The organism is Mesorhizobium sp. M0060 (assembly GCF_040323155.1).
In the GTDB taxonomy this organism is placed as follows: domain Bacteria; phylum Pseudomonadota; class Alphaproteobacteria; order Rhizobiales; family Rhizobiaceae; genus Mesorhizobium.
In genome coordinates this window covers 1-15177 of the sequence record NZ_JAMYUP010000057.1, presented here as the reverse complement: position 1 = coordinate 15177, position 15177 = coordinate 1, and the positions used below count along the sequence as shown (strand labels likewise).

At 63.1% G+C, this 15177-nt stretch carries 13 protein-coding genes and 1 pseudogene; 11 read left to right on the top strand and 3 right to left on the bottom strand.

The window, feature by feature from the left end; translation table 11 throughout:
• Window positions 1-68 precede the first annotated feature (68 nt).
• From NKJ94_RS30615 to NKJ94_RS30580, 8 genes are all read left to right on the top strand, one after another.
• Window positions 69-1088 (top strand): substrate-binding domain-containing protein, encoded by a 1020-nt coding sequence (locus NKJ94_RS30615; RefSeq protein ID WP_352530621.1) that lies wholly within the window; start codon window positions 69-71, stop codon window positions 1086-1088.
• Window positions 1089-1196: 108 nt separating this feature from the next.
• The gene (locus tag NKJ94_RS30610; protein WP_352530619.1) at window positions 1197-2411 is read left to right on the top strand and encodes a cytochrome P450; all 1215 of its coding nucleotides are present in this window, start codon (window positions 1197-1199) and stop codon (window positions 2409-2411) included.
• A 2-nt stretch (window positions 2412-2413) separates the two neighbouring features.
• On the top strand, window positions 2414-3229 hold the full coding sequence (locus tag NKJ94_RS30605) for an MBL fold metallo-hydrolase (RefSeq protein ID WP_352530617.1): 816 nt from the start codon (window positions 2414-2416) through the stop codon (window positions 3227-3229).
• Window positions 3230-3233: 4 nt separating this feature from the next.
• Window positions 3234-4250, top strand: a complete 1017-nt coding sequence (locus NKJ94_RS30600) for a zinc-binding alcohol dehydrogenase family protein (protein WP_352530615.1) — start codon at window positions 3234-3236, stop codon at window positions 4248-4250.
• Window positions 4251-5105, top strand: a complete 855-nt coding sequence (locus NKJ94_RS30595) for a fumarylacetoacetate hydrolase family protein (RefSeq protein ID WP_352530613.1) — start codon at window positions 4251-4253, stop codon at window positions 5103-5105. It begins immediately after the preceding gene.
• Between the two features lie 2 nt (window positions 5106-5107).
• Window positions 5108-6187 (top strand): Gfo/Idh/MocA family protein, encoded by a 1080-nt coding sequence (locus NKJ94_RS30590; protein WP_352530611.1) that lies wholly within the window; start codon window positions 5108-5110, stop codon window positions 6185-6187.
• On the top strand, window positions 6184-6558 hold the full coding sequence (locus tag NKJ94_RS30585; RefSeq protein ID WP_352530609.1) for a putative quinol monooxygenase: 375 nt from the start codon (window positions 6184-6186) through the stop codon (window positions 6556-6558). Before NKJ94_RS30590 ends, NKJ94_RS30585 begins: the two co-directional genes overlap by 4 nt.
• Window positions 6555-8417 carry a D-apionate lactonase family protein gene (locus NKJ94_RS30580; protein ID WP_352530607.1) on the top strand — a complete coding sequence of 621 codons (1863 nt, stop codon included), beginning with the start codon at window positions 6555-6557 and terminating at the stop codon, window positions 8415-8417. Before NKJ94_RS30585 ends, NKJ94_RS30580 begins: the two co-directional genes overlap by 4 nt.
• A gap of 720 nt (window positions 8418-9137) precedes the next feature.
• On the opposite strand, the gene NKJ94_RS30575 is transcribed toward NKJ94_RS30580, so the two are convergent.
• Window positions 9138-10346, bottom strand: coding sequence for a tyrosine-type recombinase/integrase (locus NKJ94_RS30575; protein ID WP_352530605.1), 1209 nt, complete (start codon window positions 10344-10346; stop codon window positions 9138-9140).
• Window positions 10347-11237: 891 nt separating this feature from the next.
• Between NKJ94_RS30575 and NKJ94_RS30570 the strand changes: the two genes are divergently transcribed.
• Together NKJ94_RS30570 and NKJ94_RS30565 are read left to right on the top strand one after the other, a co-directional pair.
• A complete protein-coding gene (locus NKJ94_RS30570; RefSeq protein WP_352530603.1) occupies window positions 11238-11459 on the top strand; it encodes a hypothetical protein in 222 nt (73 codons plus the stop codon).
• Window positions 11460-12634: 1175 nt separating this feature from the next.
• Entirely contained in the window at window positions 12635-13537 is a 903-nt protein-coding gene (locus tag NKJ94_RS30565; RefSeq protein ID WP_352530601.1) for an ArdC family protein, read from the top strand.
• A gap of 16 nt (window positions 13538-13553) precedes the next feature.
• On the opposite strand, the gene NKJ94_RS30560 is transcribed toward NKJ94_RS30565, so the two are convergent.
• Entirely contained in the window at window positions 13554-14393 is an 840-nt protein-coding gene (locus NKJ94_RS30560) for a sulfite exporter TauE/SafE family protein (protein ID WP_502896146.1), read from the bottom strand.
• 153 nt (window positions 14394-14546) lie between these two features.
• Between NKJ94_RS30560 and NKJ94_RS30555 the strand changes: the two are divergent.
• Window positions 14547-14767: pseudogene (locus NKJ94_RS30555) on the top strand (zincin-like metallopeptidase domain-containing protein); the annotation flags it as partial.
• Here NKJ94_RS30555 and NKJ94_RS30550 read toward each other — a convergent pair.
• Entirely contained in the window at window positions 14749-14946 is a 198-nt protein-coding gene (locus NKJ94_RS30550) for a hypothetical protein (protein WP_352530661.1), read from the bottom strand. The pseudogene NKJ94_RS30555 and the gene NKJ94_RS30550 sit on opposite strands and share 19 nt — an antisense overlap.
• Window positions 14947-15177 lie beyond the last annotated feature (231 nt).

The following is a 15177-nucleotide window of genomic DNA, read 5'->3' as shown; positions in this document are numbered from 1 at the left end:
AGGAGGATTCGGACAACCGGATGACATGCAGGAACTGAGAATACAAAAAACATCAGGAGGAAACGGGCATGAAATCGATAGTGAGAACGATACTTTCCGGCGCAGCGCTCGCGGCCACGGCATTGCTCTATATTTGTCCGGCAAGCGCGCAGGAGTCATCCTTCGGGCCGGCCGACGCCAAGGAGACGTATTACTGGATTTCCAACAAGGCCAACCTGCCGCTCTTCGTGCAATATGACTATGTCGGCATGAAGCGGATCGCCGAAGAACTCGGCGTGAAGGTGATCGTCGCCGGGCCGACCGATTTCGACGTGCCGGGCTTCATCTCCGCTGTCGATCAGGTCTGCGCGCAGAAGCCGAACGGTGTCTCCGTCGTCGGCGGCTGGGATCCGTCACTGACCGAATCCGTCAAGAAGTGCATGGAGCAAGGCGTGCCGACCGTTGTCGACGACGGCGATCTGCCTAACTCCGGCCGCCTCGCCTATATCGGCACGAACTGGACACAGGTCGGCGTGGCGCAGGCCAAGAAACTCATGGAAATGCTGCCGAACGGGGGCAAGGTTGCCTCGATGTCGATCATCAACGCCGGCAACATGCGTGAAGCGGTGGCCGGCTTCAAAGCCTATGTCGAAGCCAATGGCGGCGGCAAATACACCATCGTCGCCAATGAGGACGACGGTGGCGATGCGCAGAAGGCGGCGCAGGTGACGGCGGCGATCCTTGCCGCCCATCCAGACATTGCCGGGCTGGCCGGTTTCGATTCCGAATCAGGTGCCGGCATCGTAACGGCACTGCGTGAAGCTGGCAAAAATCCGGGCGACATCAAGGTGACCGCCATGGAGCAGACGCCAGACTTCTTCAAGTCGGCGAAGGAAGGCTGGGTCGACGGCATCGTCGTGCAGAACCGGGAGCTGTTCATCTACTACGCTGTGAAGCTCCTGCATGACTACAACCACAACACCTTGAAGTCGGCCGGTCTTTCGTCAGCCGAAGGTGGCCGTCCGATTCCAGACACGCTGGATACTGGCGTGCTGCTGGTGACCAAGGACAACGTCGACAAGGTGCTGACCGCGCTGAAGGTGAAGTAGGCTGGACTCGGATATCGAAGAGCCTTGGTTCAAGGCTCGCACGGCGTCCGGCGGCCTATGTTCTCCCGCCGCCGGACGACCTCCTGAATCTCATCGTGACAGAAAGCCATGTCGGATACCGCAACCCAGAACGAGCCGCAGATTCCAGAGGACGTGGACATCCACGATCCGGCGTTCGTGCGCGATCCGTTCGCCGCATATGATCGGTTGCGTCGTGAGTGTCCGATCGCCCGCTCCAACAAGCATGGCGGCTTCTGGCTGATGACCCGCTATGACAACGTGCGCGCCGGCGCCATCAACTGGCGCGACTATACATCGAGCGTCGCGGGCGTTACCGCGATCCCGGTCATCACGCCGCGTACCGAGCCGATGCTGCCGATCGAGATCGATCCGCCACGCCATTCCCGCTACCGGGCCCTGGTCAATTCGGTGTTCACGCCGGAACGGGTCGCAGAGATCACGCCGCGCATCGGAAACCTCGCTGCCTCGATCCTTGGACGCATGGCAGACAAGGGCAGCGCCGATGCCGTGGCCGAATTCTGTGTGCCGGTCGCGATCGCCTCGCTTGCCGCCTTCACCGACGTCCCGCTGGCTGATTCCGAACGCTGGCTCGGCTGGATCACCAAAATGTTCGACGTCAGCGATCCCATTGCCGGCGCGGCTGCGAGCCGCGAACTCGTTGCCTATATCGACGGGCTGATAGCGGCGCGCCGGACAGCACCGACCGGCGACTTCATCAGCATGCTGATGGCCGCCGAGATCGATGGCGAAAGTCTCGACGACGGCCAGATACGATCCTTCATGACCGTGGTTTTCGGCGCCGGTTTCGAGACCACCGCCGACGGCCTCTCGGTCATGCTGCATTGGCTCGCCGAAAATCCGGGCAGCTTGGCGCGGCTGGTGGCAGAGCCAAGCCTGATCCCGACGGCGGTCGAGGAATTCCTGCGCTTTTTCGCGCCGATCCAGATTTTCGGCCGCAACGCCGCGCGCGACCTGTCCGTGCACGAGCGCCGAATAAAGGCCGGCGACATCGTCGCCTTGGGCTTCGGCTCCGCCAACCGCGATCCGGCGGCGTTCGAGGCGCCGGACGAACTGCGCCTGGATCGAAAGCCGAACAGGCATCTCACCTTTGGCGCAGGGCCGCATCTATGCGCTGGCGCCGGCGTCGCCCGCATGGAATTCGCAGTAACACTTGAGGCGTTGATCGAGGCCGGAATTGGCCTTGCGCTCGACCCGGCGGTCGCGCCGCGCTGGAAGACCAGGGGCGATCGGCGCGGTTTTGCAAGGCTGCCCCTGCTCATCGAAAAGAAGAAGGCGGATTGACCATGACCCATCCAACCACCCGCATGCGCTTCCATGGTGTCGCCGCTTACGAAATCCTGACACGCGACGGATTGCGCATCCTGTGCGATCCGTTCCTGGATCAGAATCCGGGCGCGGCGACAAAGTCGACCGAGTTCGATCATGTCGATCTGGTCATCGTCAGCCATGCGGCCTTCGACCACCTCGGCGACACCGACAAGATCGCCGCCAAATATGGCTGTCCAATCGTCTGCGGCGGCGAGGTCAAGGCCTGGCTGATGGACCGCGGCATTCCGGCCAACCAGATCCGGGCCACCACCTGGGGCATCCGGGTCAAGGTCGCAGGCATCGAGATCCAGCCGCTCGAATGCCATCACTGGTCACAAATCAGGCTGAAGGACAATTCCTTCATTTCCGGCGTGCCGATGGCCTTCATCGTCTACGCCGACGACAATCTGCGCTTCTACCACTACGGCGATACGGCCATCTTCTCGGACATCAAGCTGCAGGCCGAGCTCTACAAGCCGAATGTCGGCTGCATAGGCATCGCCAACCCGCAGGAGATCCTGCATCTCAATCCGATGCCGGGCGAAATGCTGACCGGCGAGATGAGCCCGTATGAAGGAGTGCTTGCCACGCAATGGCTGGGCCTCGAGACGGTGCTCCCTTGCCACTACATCAAGCTCGATGACGACAAGGACGTTGCCGAATACATGAAGCACCATCGCGCGGCCAAGGCTCGCGGTGAAGCGATTGCCGATCCCTATCTGCTGCGTGCCGGCGATTGGATCGAATTCGACCGCAACGGCAAGGTCGTGCGGCCGGCCAAGGCGGCCTGACGCGATGCTTGCAGCGATCTTTGACGGCCCCTTTTCGATCCGCATGGCCGAGGTGCCGAAGCCGGAGCCGCAAGCGGGAGAGGTGCAGGTTCGCGTCAGGGCTGCCGGGCTTTGCGCCGGCGATCTCTACATCTACACCGGCAAGAATCCCTACGTGACCTATCCAAGGATCGGCTGCCACGAGATTGCCGGCGTCGTCGAAGCCTATGGCGTCGGCACCACCGGTCCTGCAATCGGCACACGCGTCGTCGTCGACCCGTTCATCGGTTGCGGACACTGCTATCCCTGCCGGATCGGCAAGCGAAACTGCTGTGCCAATCTCACCATTGTCGGCGTCCATCGCGAAGGCGGCTTCGCCGATTTCGTGACGGCGCCAGTTCAGAATCTCAATGTCGTGCCGGAGACGCTCACCGACTTCGAGGCGGCGTTCGCCGAGCCGGTGGCCATCGGCGTGCAGGGCTGCCGCCGCGGCATGGTAACCTCGCAAGATACGGTGCTCGTGCTTGGCGCCGGACCGATCGGGCTGGCGATCGTCGAAGTGGCCCGCGCCGCCGGTGCAAAGGTCTACGCCACAGATCTCTCGGCCGAGCGCCTATCGACCGCGGCCGACCTCGGCGCCATACCGGTCGCCGGCGGAGCCGGCCTTCTGGAACGCGTGCACGAAATCACCAACGGCGAAGGCATGCCGGTGGTGATGGAAGCGACGGGAGCCGCACCAGCGATGGAAGAGACCATCGATCTCGTAGCCGCCGGCGGACGCATCGTCATTCTCGGCCTAGTCAAGAAGGGCCAGGGTATCACCTTCCCCGGCCTCGACTTCACCCGCAAGGAAGTGACGATCCTCGGCTCGCGTGCCTCGGTCGAGTGCTTTCCCGAGGCACTAGCCCTGCTCGCCTCCGGCAAGATCCATTACCCGAAGATCGCAAGTTCTTTCGCACTCGGCGAAGCACCGGATGTCTTCCAGAAACTCGCAGAAAATCCAATGGCCCTGCACAAGGCCGTATTCCTTCCGGAGGACTAGATGAAGCTCGTTACTTTCTCCCATCGCAAAGGAGGCCATGCCCATCATGCCGGCGTGCTCGACGGCGATCACGTCGCGTGCCTGACAGAGGCTGGCATCGTCGGCAGCGTGATGGAGATCGTGCTAGGCGGCAAAAAGATGCTGGATCAAATCCGTGGTGGCGTCGCCAAGGCGCCGCGCTATGCGTTGACCGATGTCACGCTCGAAGCCCCTATCCGACCAGGCAAGGTGCTGTGCTCCGGCATCAACTACAAGGGCCACGCCGAGGAAAACCCCAACGCGAAAATGCCGACCGAGCCGTTCTTCTTCACCAAGCTGCCGACCTCGGTTGTCGGACCCGACGTTCCGGTCGAAAAGCCGGTCAGGACCGAGCAGATGGATTACGAGGTGGAGTTCTCGGCCGTCATCGGCAGGAAGCTGCACAAGGCGAAGGAAGCCGACGTGATGCCGGCGATCTTCGGCTACACGCTGCTCAACGACATTTCGGCACGCGACGTTCAGTTCAAAGACAACCAGATCACCATCGGCAAGAACTTTGCCGGCTTCTCGCCGATCGGTCCGTGCATCGTGACATCAGACGCGATGCCGCATCCCGACAATGTTGCGCTGAAGACGCGGCTGAACGGCAAGACGCTGCAGGACGGCAGCACGTCGGACTGGCTGTTCTCGTTGCCGCTGCTGGTTTCCTTCCTGTCGCAATATATTCCGCTCGAACCCGGCGACATCGTCTCGACGGGAACGCCGGCAGGCGTCGGCATCTTCCAGAAGCCGCCGATCTTCATGAAGGCCGGCGACGTCGTCGAGATCGAAGCCGAGGGTATCGGCATCCTCAGAACACCGATCGTTGCGGGATAAAAATGGCGAAGGGGGCGATCCGCATCGGCGTCATCGGCTGCGGCTTCTACGCGCAGAACCATCTGCATGCGTGGAAGGATCTTGCGAGAGAAGGCGCGGTGCTTGCCGCTGTCTGCGACGTCGATGCCGGCAAGGCCGAAGCGGCCGGCCGTGCTTTCGGCGTTCCGTTCCATACGGACGCCGCGACGATGCTCGTAAGCGAGCGCCTTGACGCCGTCGATATCGTCACTCGCTACGACACGCACCGCGCGCTCTGCGAACTGGCGATTTCGCGCGGCAGCGCCACCATCGTGCAGAAGCCGTTCGCTCCGGCCTGGGAAGACTGCGTTGCCATCGTGGAGGCAGCCGACAAGGCGGGCGTTTGGCTCGCGGTTCACGAGAACTTTCGCTTCCAGACGCCGATGCGGCATGTCCGCCGCGTCATCGACAGCGGTGCTATCGGCACCCCGAGCTGGGCGCGTGTGACATTTCGAACCGGTTTCGACGTCTATCGCACGCAGCCCTACTTCTATGACGAGGAACGCCTGGCAATCGCCGACGTCGGCGTCCACGTGCTCGACCTCGCACGTTTCTTTCTGGGCGAGGTCGAGCGTATCTCCTGTGAAACCCAGCGCCGCAACCCGAAGGTGCGAGCCGAAGACACGGCCACGATGCTTCTGCGTCATCGCAGCGGCACCGTCAGCGTCGTCGAATGCACATACGAGGCGCGACGCGACCCCGACCCGTTCCCGGAAACGCTGGTAGAGATCGAGGGCGACAAAGGCTCGATCATCGTTCGCCCGGGCTCGCTTATGCGGGTGACCAGAAACGGATCGACGACCGAAGAGGACATCGGCTCGCCGCTGCGGTCATGGACCAGCGCTCCCTGGCATGTCGCCCAGGAAGGCGCGTTTGTTGCCTGCCGGCATTTTCTCGACTGTCTGCAGCGCGGCGTACCTGCCGAAACATCGGGTCAGGACAACCTCAGGACTTACGCCCTCGTTGACGCCGCATACCGCGCGGCGGCGGAACACCGGGCAATCGTACCGGCACAGTGGAAGGAAAGTCTCAGCGTCGCCTCAAAGGGTCGGAGGGCGCAATGACGACGGGTGGGGGAAAAGCGCCAAGACGAGCGAAGGAAAGGGTCAGCGCCGCCGCTTTCGCGATCACCGTGGCATTCGAACTCGTAGAGGGTGCCTTTCCCGAATTCCATCGGCTGGTCAGTGAAAATGCGGCGCTTTCCGTCGAACTCGAGCCGGATTGCTTCCGCTTCGACGTGCTGACACGCGAGCACGCGGCAGAGACCACATGTGTCTTCCTATATGAGATTTACAAGGATCGCGCCGCTTTCGATCTGCATCTCGCCTCGGAGCATTTCCGTCAATTCGACCAACGCTCGCGTGACCTCGTGATCAGCAAGACGGTCATTGCCTACGCGGTCCAGGAAAACGCCAAGACTCCGGAACGGACATGAGCGCCGGTGTCAGCAACTTCGATCTGTTCGGCACGGACGAGCCGGTTGCCGAGCGCCGGGTTCTCGCTGCAGGACCGCTGACCGCCATCCTCGAACACGGCAACCTTCGCACGGTCTGCTTCGCCAGCATCGAGGTCGTCCGCGCCATCAACTATCTGGCACGGGATGCGTCTTGGGGGACATACAAGGCCGAGCTTTCGAACATCCGGGTATCGGAAGGCGAGGCTGCGTTCGAGGTCAGCTATGACGGGCTGTGCACCGGTCCGCAGGGCAGCTTTTCCTACCGAATGAAAATTGCGGGCAAAGCTTCGGGTGGGCTGGTGATGGAGGCGGAGGGCGTCGCCCTCACCGATTTTCCGACCAATCGCACCGGTTTCGTCGTTCTGCATCCGTCGGAGGCCGCGGGCGGAAGGCTGACGATCAGACATAGCGACGGCCTAATCGAGGAGACGATATTTCCGGAGATGATCAGCCCGGATCAGCCGGCCTTCGACATCAGCGCACTGACGCACGAACCCACGCCCGGCCTCACCTGCACGGTCGCCATGGAAGGCGATGCCTTCGAGATGGAGGATCAGCGCAACTGGACCGACGCCTCGTTCAAGACCTATGTCCGTCCGCTGTCGAAACCCCGCCCTTATGTCATCGGCAAGGGGTCGAAGGATATCCAGCGTGTTACGGTCTCCATCGAGGCCAAGACATCGGCGACGCGACCCCGAGCCGTCGATAAGGCGACGCTGACGCTAGGTGCACCTGCTGGACGGATGCCGTCCATGGCATTGTTCCTCGATCCTGACGACCTGCCCGCGGCTGTGGCCGGTGCCTCGTTGCTTGGCCCTGTGCCGGAGATCATTGTCCGCTTCGATGGTTGGCGCGGGCATGACGAGCGCACGCTGGGCAAAGCGGCGACCTTCGCAGCCTCGATCGGTGCCCGGCTGGCGATCGAGGTGATCTTTGATGCAGTTGATCCGACAGCCGAGGCAAGGACTGTCGTCGATGCAATCAGATCGTCGGGTGTCGATCCGAGCGCAATCCTGGTTTCGCCCCGGCGCGAATTCAGGACGCGGGTGTCGAACCTGGTGCCTATAGGCGAACGGCCCGTCAGCGATCTGGTGAACGCGCTCAAAACAACCGGTATCACCGCTGCTATTGGCGCCGGGACGCCATCCTTCTTCACGGAATTCAATCACAACCCACCGACCGGCAATGCCGATTTCGTCTTCTTCGGCAATGCAGCCATCGTTCATGCGGCCGACGATCTATCGGTGATGGAAACGTTGGGCGTCTATCCATCCGTCATCGCAACGGCGCGACGACTAACTTCACAAAAACCGATCTGGCTTGGACCGTGCACGATCGGCATGCGGCACAATCCCTACGGACAGAGTGTGGTAGCAAATCCTGCCCGTGTGCGAATCCCTGCTGCTGACGAGGACCCCCGGCATAATGCGTTATTCGGGGCGGCTTTCGCGGTCGGTGTCGCTGCGCAGGCTGCAGCAGCGGGCGTCGATCGTCTTATCGTCGCGTCCCCAACGGGGTCGTTCGGCTTGCTCAACGGCGCCGGGGGGCGCCTCCCGGTCCAGGCAGTCCACGCCGAACTGGCTACAGCGTCGGGCGCCGAACGCTACGAAGTTGCGGTCGATCGCTCCGGCATCGCGGTTGTTGCATATCGCATCGGCGAGAGCACCCGCCTCCTGATCGCAAATCTCACTGCCGAGGATATCAAGCTTTCGATCCCACCAGCTATTCGCCCGGTCGGCATCATTGAGTCGTCGGGGAAGGTGTCAACATTGCAAAGCAGGCCGTTGATTCTGGATCGGTATCGAACGGTAATGCTCACTGCTTCCCCATCGGCTTAGCACCCGACAATGCCTGACGACAGCTTTGGGCCTGACGACAGCTTTGGCCCTCGCTTCAACCCCCGTCGCGGAACGCCCTGATTGGGTGGGGAACTTGCCATAAGCCGCGGTTGTCGGAACAAGCTCGAGTGCAAAATCGCCCTTGCCGGCCAGTTCCTCGACGTAGGCCGCAAAGTCATTGACAAGCGCTGCAAGCTCGTTGAGCTCGATATTTGCCCACGGCAGTATGCTTCCTGCATCCAGGAGATGGCCCGAGGCATTCGCGATCGATAAGTCCTGGATGCGGCTCAAGATCACGGGGCGGTGGACTCCGCGGCGCGATACCGCCCGTAACCGACCTTCACAAGCAGACCCTCCTCGCGCATCCGGGATAGGTAACACCAGGGGGATTCCTGCATTCGTCAGATCACGGGTCCGCACTTCACCACCCTTGCGAGCGACAGCGACAGCTTGGTCTCGAAGCGACGTAGGCGACCGCCAGCGAGGCGAGGTGCTTCCGCGCGGTCTCGGTCGCGTTTTCGCATCTTGGGTTCTTGCGGCGCTTCTTGGCGAAGGGCTATGGAGAATTCGTAATTCGCGGCTTCGCCGATCCCGGGGAGCCGGAGTGGATCCTTTGGGCGGTGGTGCGCGTGGCAGGATTTGAACCTGCAGGCCCATCGTCCCGAACGATGTGGATTTGCCGGCAGACCGCAAGTTCCTGGGCTCCTTCGTCACGCTCGCTCACGACTGGTCGCGTTTCCTTTCGCCCTCTCTGTGGGAAACCTGTGGGATGAGCACACCGCGTTCGTGTTTTGTAGTTTGAGTTATCCTGAGGACGGTTTTCGGCGACTTGGCGAAAACGGGCTTCTTCGTGATCTTCTCGGCGGCGTCTGCCAAGAAATTAGGATGATGATGACCATAAGTTTCGATCAGGACATCCACTGTGATGCCAAGAAAGCCCGCCGCCTGCCACATATCGGTGCCGGCCTGCATCATCCAAGTCGCGGCGGTGTGGCGGAACACGTGCGGAGTGACGTCGGGCCCCAGGCCGGCGATTTCGCGCGCCGTCTTGAAGCTCTTGTCTATCGATTGCACCGGCTTTCCATTCCACTCCACGACAAAATCCTGCGATATCTTGCGACCGATGTTCGCACTTTTGCCGCGTGATTTGGTCTCGATGTGGAGATCAGTGCGCGCCCAGCGCCGGAGGTGCGCCAGCAGCCGCTCCGGCAGGGGCACGGGGGGTTGGCGCTTCTTGGTTTTCCTTGCGCCAGCGGCACCGCGATAGAAGATACCGCGGTCGAGGTCCACATAACCGCGCCCTTTGGTTGGACGCATGGCGGCACCGCAGATTGCGGCCGAGCGCGTTCCTGTATAAAGCGCGACGAGGATGAAGCGCGCGAGATGTCGCCCGGTGCGCCGACCACTCTCTTGGCCCTTCCAAGTCTGCTTCATACGCCAAGCGGCCCAGATGAGGGCGGCCGCCTCACTGCGGGTCAACCAGCGCTCGCGTGCAGCGGCCTTGTCAGGCAGGGTGATCGTCGGTGCGGCGGTTGTATAACCCTCCTTGCGGTAATAGTTGATGGCCGCACGAAGATCCTCGAGTTGGCGGCGCGCCGCGGCTTCGGTGGGGCGCGACGAGACGTACTCGCGGCAGAGTTTGCCGTTGATGGCGGCGAGTGTCTTTTCCCCGAAGAAATCGAGGATCTTGTCCAGCCGAGCCGCCGTCTCTTCTGGTGTGGCGTGCTTCGGTGCAACCTCTTTAAGGTAGAGGTTGACCACATCGGCAATCAAGACATCTTCGGCTCCGCGCGCTTGGTGGTATTTGCTTGCAATGTAGGCGGCGAGCGCCTTTTCCGCTTCAGTTCCTGGACGGCCTTTTTCGCTGCCGCCAGCGCTGATGAAGGTTGTTCCATCGCGGATAAACCATCCAGCTTTGTTTCGGAGCATTCCATCGGTTTTCCAGCTTTCGTCACGCCATACAAGGCGTGGCCCTTTCGACGTCCGCGGCATAGTTCCCTCATTCTAGCGATTGCCATCAAGGTGACGTATTCCTTTCCGGCGATTAGCTCCGTTTCAAGTCGACCGGCGTCACGTTCCTTGCGCAAGCCCGCTGCGCTCATCGAGCCGTCGGGAAAGGCAATTCGCGCAGCGATCTCGACGCGCAGAGGCGTGGTCTCGTCGAATTGGTCGGGGACTTTCAATAAGGAGTCCTCAGCAGTTCTCAGATCCGATCCGTTCGCGGGTCTCGTTGAGCGTGCTTTTCTGTCTCGCCGTTCTGGATGCACTGCTACCGGAGAACTCTTCTCCAAAAAATCGGCTGCGAAAACCGCCGACCGGAGGTGCTGCGCCGAAAATGCGCCTTCGACCTGTTAATCGGAATGATCGCACCAACAAGTCTTTGGCTGGCCTCCGCTTCCAATCCGGCCACTCCTGACGGGCATCGGCCATCGGTTCGGCCTACGTCTTCCATACTGCCGGCCGGGCCGCTCTTGCGCCGCAACGCCCGCGCGCCCGGCTTTCGGCTAATGCTGCAGGGTGCCTGCTATCTCGTCTGCGCTTACCTCACTGGCATGCGCGATAGCGAGGTGCAGGCGATGCAGTCGGGCTGTGTGTCGCCGGTGCGCAGCGCCGACGGCCTGGTCGAGCGGTACCGGCTGCGCAGCACCGTCTACAAGCGCCGTGGGGCACGGGGCATCCAGGCCGACTGGATCACGATCGAGCCGGTCGCCCGCGCCGTCGCTGTGATGGAGGTGCTCGGCGCGCAATCGCAAGGAGAAGGGGCTGTCATCCCTTTGGGTGGCGCTCAAGGACTGGCCTTGGAGCAACGATCATCTCGACTTGGGTGCGACGCCAACGCTCAACCTCTTCCGCGACGGCCTCGACGCGCGCTCGCAAGGCGGACCGGCGATCGCGCGCATCGACGACGAACCCTGGAAGTTCACGACACGGCAGCTCCGCCGCACGATCGCCTGGTACATCGCCAACCGGCCGTTCGGCACCGTCGCCGGCAAGATCCGGTACAAGCACTCCTCCGTCGCCATGTTCGAGGGCTATGCCTAATCGGCGCAGGCCGACTTCCGCCGTGCTGTCGAGCGCGAGCGCGCGCTCGGCCAGCTCGACGACATTGTCACCTACTACGAGGCCTATCTGCGCCGTGACGGTCCGGCTGGACCGGGTGCTGCGCGGCTGCGGCGCGAGTTCGCCCGCGCGCAGGACGAGCTTGGCGATCTTCCTGGCCGGATCATGAACCGCAAGCGGCTGCGCACCATGTTGGCCCATCTCGGCCGGACCTTGCACGTCGGATTCCTCAACGACTGCCTGTTCGAAGCCGCAACCGCGCTCTGCCTCAGCGGCTCGCCGGACTCTGAGCGATCGATGCCGGCCTTGTCGCGATGCAGCTCGGACCGTGAACGCCTGCTTGACCGCCCGCCACCGCGAACCTTGGCAGGCCTCGATCGTGGAGGGCGAAGCGCTGTGGCCGACCGGCGTCTCTCACCGCTCCAGCGCACAGCGATCCTGCGGGACAACGAGCCCAAGCGCCGGCTGATTGCACCTCTATGGATGGTGAAGCATGATCGCGCCCCGGGCCGAAGAGCGAAGCCGCGCTGAGGGCGGCCCTGGCGCGACTATTCGAGGGCCGCCCCGAGCGCACCGACGGCGCGCTGACCATCGCCAATCTGGCGCGCGAGGCCGGCGTCAGCCGGGCGACGGCGAACCGTGCGTCGCACTTCTCGCCGAGTTCCGGGCGGCCGAAGCGCGTCACCGACGATCCTCTCCCAAGGCCCTCAAGGAGCGCGTCCGCGCTCTCGAAGCCGAGCTCCGCGCCGTGCGCGGCGCCGAGATGGCCGAACTGCGGGCGCGCGTCCCCACGCTTGCGCTAGCATATCCAGGTGCTGACGTTGCAGGTCGCCGAGCGCGATGGCGTGATCGACGGTCTGCGGGAGGAACTGGCCCGATCTATGGAAGCCAGAGGCGTCCCGCTGCGGCGCCCGCCTCATGACGGCGCCGGCTGAGAGCCGCGCATCATCATAATCGGTCCGATCCGAACTCGCCGATCGTCATGGTCGGCGCCTCCTGCGCTCGCCCGTCGAGGCAGGGGCTCGGTTGTGGCGAACGCTGCCGGCCCATCAACCCTGTTCCGCACCAGCACCGAGAACAGGGTGTGACGGCCCGGCTTCCCGCGTCCGCCCCTGTCGCCTCGCCCTCGACGGAGAGGGCGAGCACAGGAGGCACCGATGACCACAGATCGCAACAACCAGGCCTGGACCACTGACGATATCTATGAGCGCGTCACCAACCAGATCATTGCCGCCATCGAGGCCGGCGCCGGCGACTACCGGATACCCTGGCACCATGACGGATCAGCCATCACCACCCCCGTCAACGTCGCCTCACGCAAGACGTATCGCGGGGTCAACGTCATCACCCTTTGGGCTGCGGCACATGCGGCTGGCTACCGCGCCGGCATCTGGGGCACCTATCGCCAATGGCAGGAGATTGGCGCTCAGGTTCGCAAGGGCGAGCGCGGCCACCTTGTCGTGTTCTGGAAGATCGCCGATCGCCACGGCGCGGCGGACGCCCAGCACGGCGACGAGGAGCGCGACGATCCCGCCCGGTGCATGTTCGCTCGCGGCTACACAGTCTTCAACTGCACGCAGGTCGACGGCTATACGCCACCCACAGTGCCGGTGCTGCCCGAGGCCGAGCGGATCGAGCGCGCCGAGCGCTTCTGCGCGGCGCTGAGCATCGACATCCGCCACGGCGGCTCGCGGGCCTGTTACATCCCCTCCAGGGATCACGTGCAGATGCCCGAGTTCGCCTGTTTCCGGGACGCCGTTGCCTATTACGCCGTGCTGCTCCACGAATGCGGGCACGCTTCTGGCGCCAGGCACCGCCTCGACCGCGATCTCACCGGGCGGTTCGGCTCGGCCGCCTATGCCATGGAGGAATGCACGGTCGAGCTTCTCAGCGCCATGATCTGCGCCGATCTCGACCTCAGCGTCGAGCCGCGGCCCGATCACGCCCGCTATATCGCCTCCTGGCTTGAGGTGCTCCGCTCCGACAAGCGCGCCATCTTCACTGCCGCCAGCAAGGCGCAAGAGATCGCCGACTGGATGCACGCCCAGCAGCCGGCTTAAGCTGACTGCCTATGCCTCAACGATGCCGCCACACCTTCACCGCGCTGACGAGCAAGATGATCGCCAGCAACGGCAGCAGCAGCGCGCTCGGCACAATGCCGAGCAGTCGCGCGCCGATGAAGCTGCCGACGATCGATCCCGCCGCCATGACGAAGACGAACAGCTTGTTGCGGCCGAGCACGGCAAAGCTCCGGTCACGGCTGTAGCGTGTGAAGCCCATCAGCATCGTCGGCAGGCTGACCGCAAGCGAGAGACTCCCGGCCAGCTTGATATCGCAGCCCAACAGGAGGACGAGCGTCGGGATCAGCAGTTCGCCGCCGGCTACTCCGAGGAGCGACGCGACCACCCCGATCACGGCGCCGGCAGCGACACCGGCGATGAGCTGGGCCGGCCCTTCAAGCAGCGGGTGGCCACCATCATGCGCATCATGCCCGACCAGGAGCACCACCGCGATCAGCAGCAGCAGAACCGCGATGATCCGGTAGAGTGTTCCGGATCTCAGCCGCGTCGCCCACCCGGCCCCGAACCAGGCTCCGGCCAGGCTTCCTGCGAGCAGGTTGACGATGACCGTCCAATGCGCCACGACGGCCTCCCAAGGCACGGCCGCGGCCCGGAACGGCAGCGCCGAGGCCACCACCACCAGACTCATCGCCTTGTTGAGGATCACCGCTTCCAGTGCAACGAACCGGAACGCGCCGATCAACAAAGGAAGCCGGAACTCCGCCCCGCCGAGCCCGATCAGGCCGCCGAGCGCCCCGATGCCGGCGCCTCCACCAAAGGCACCGGGGATGCTCCGCTGCGCGGGGGCAGATTCCCTGCCGTCGTTATCTGCCGGGTTGGCGGCGGCTTCGTCCATCTGCATCTTGGCTTCCAATCTCGATATAGCCACACGACTATAGCCATGAGTGTCGAAACTGTCTCACGCCAACGCACGACCGAACTAACGCGTGGAATCAGCGAGTTCGTGGCTGTGGCAAATCAATAGACAGCTTGACTGTTCAGATAATGGGCAGAGATGAGCGCCGCTTTCTGCTGCGCCTCGCTGGGCATCAAACCGACCGTACGTCATGCCGACTATATCGGCTCCTGGCTGGGAGTGCTTCGCGCAGACAACCGTGCGATCGTGCACGCCGCAACGCCGCCTCTCAGGCGAGCAGGGCTGCGGAGTATCTCCTTCGCTTCTTGCCTGGCAACGTCACTGCTGACGACGATCAGCGGCAGGCAGCGTGATGACCGCCCGCTTCCAGATCGGTATCTCGTCGCAACTGCGCTCGGTTGGCCATCGAACTCTGCTGCGTGGTCTCGGTGCCGGACGCCGCTGCGCCGAAGTCGTGTTGCAGAGCGGAGCTATGCTTCCATTGGGGCGACCGGCCGCTCTCGCCGCTCTTCGCCGTGCTGTCGCCCTTCATTACTGCCGCTGCACGTCTGCATGTTGCAGCCGTCTTTTGTGAACAGGAGCGCCATGACCGAGCTGCTGTTCCGCGACAACATCCGTTGGCTGCCAAGCATAAGAGGACGAGGAGTGGCGGGATCTCCAGTAGAGTAGGGATGAAGCGCCTTACCTCGTCTCCGAGGCAGGTCTCTTCATCCCCCGCTCCGAACCGGACGTGCAAGTTTCCAAGCATCCGGCTCTCCATGCG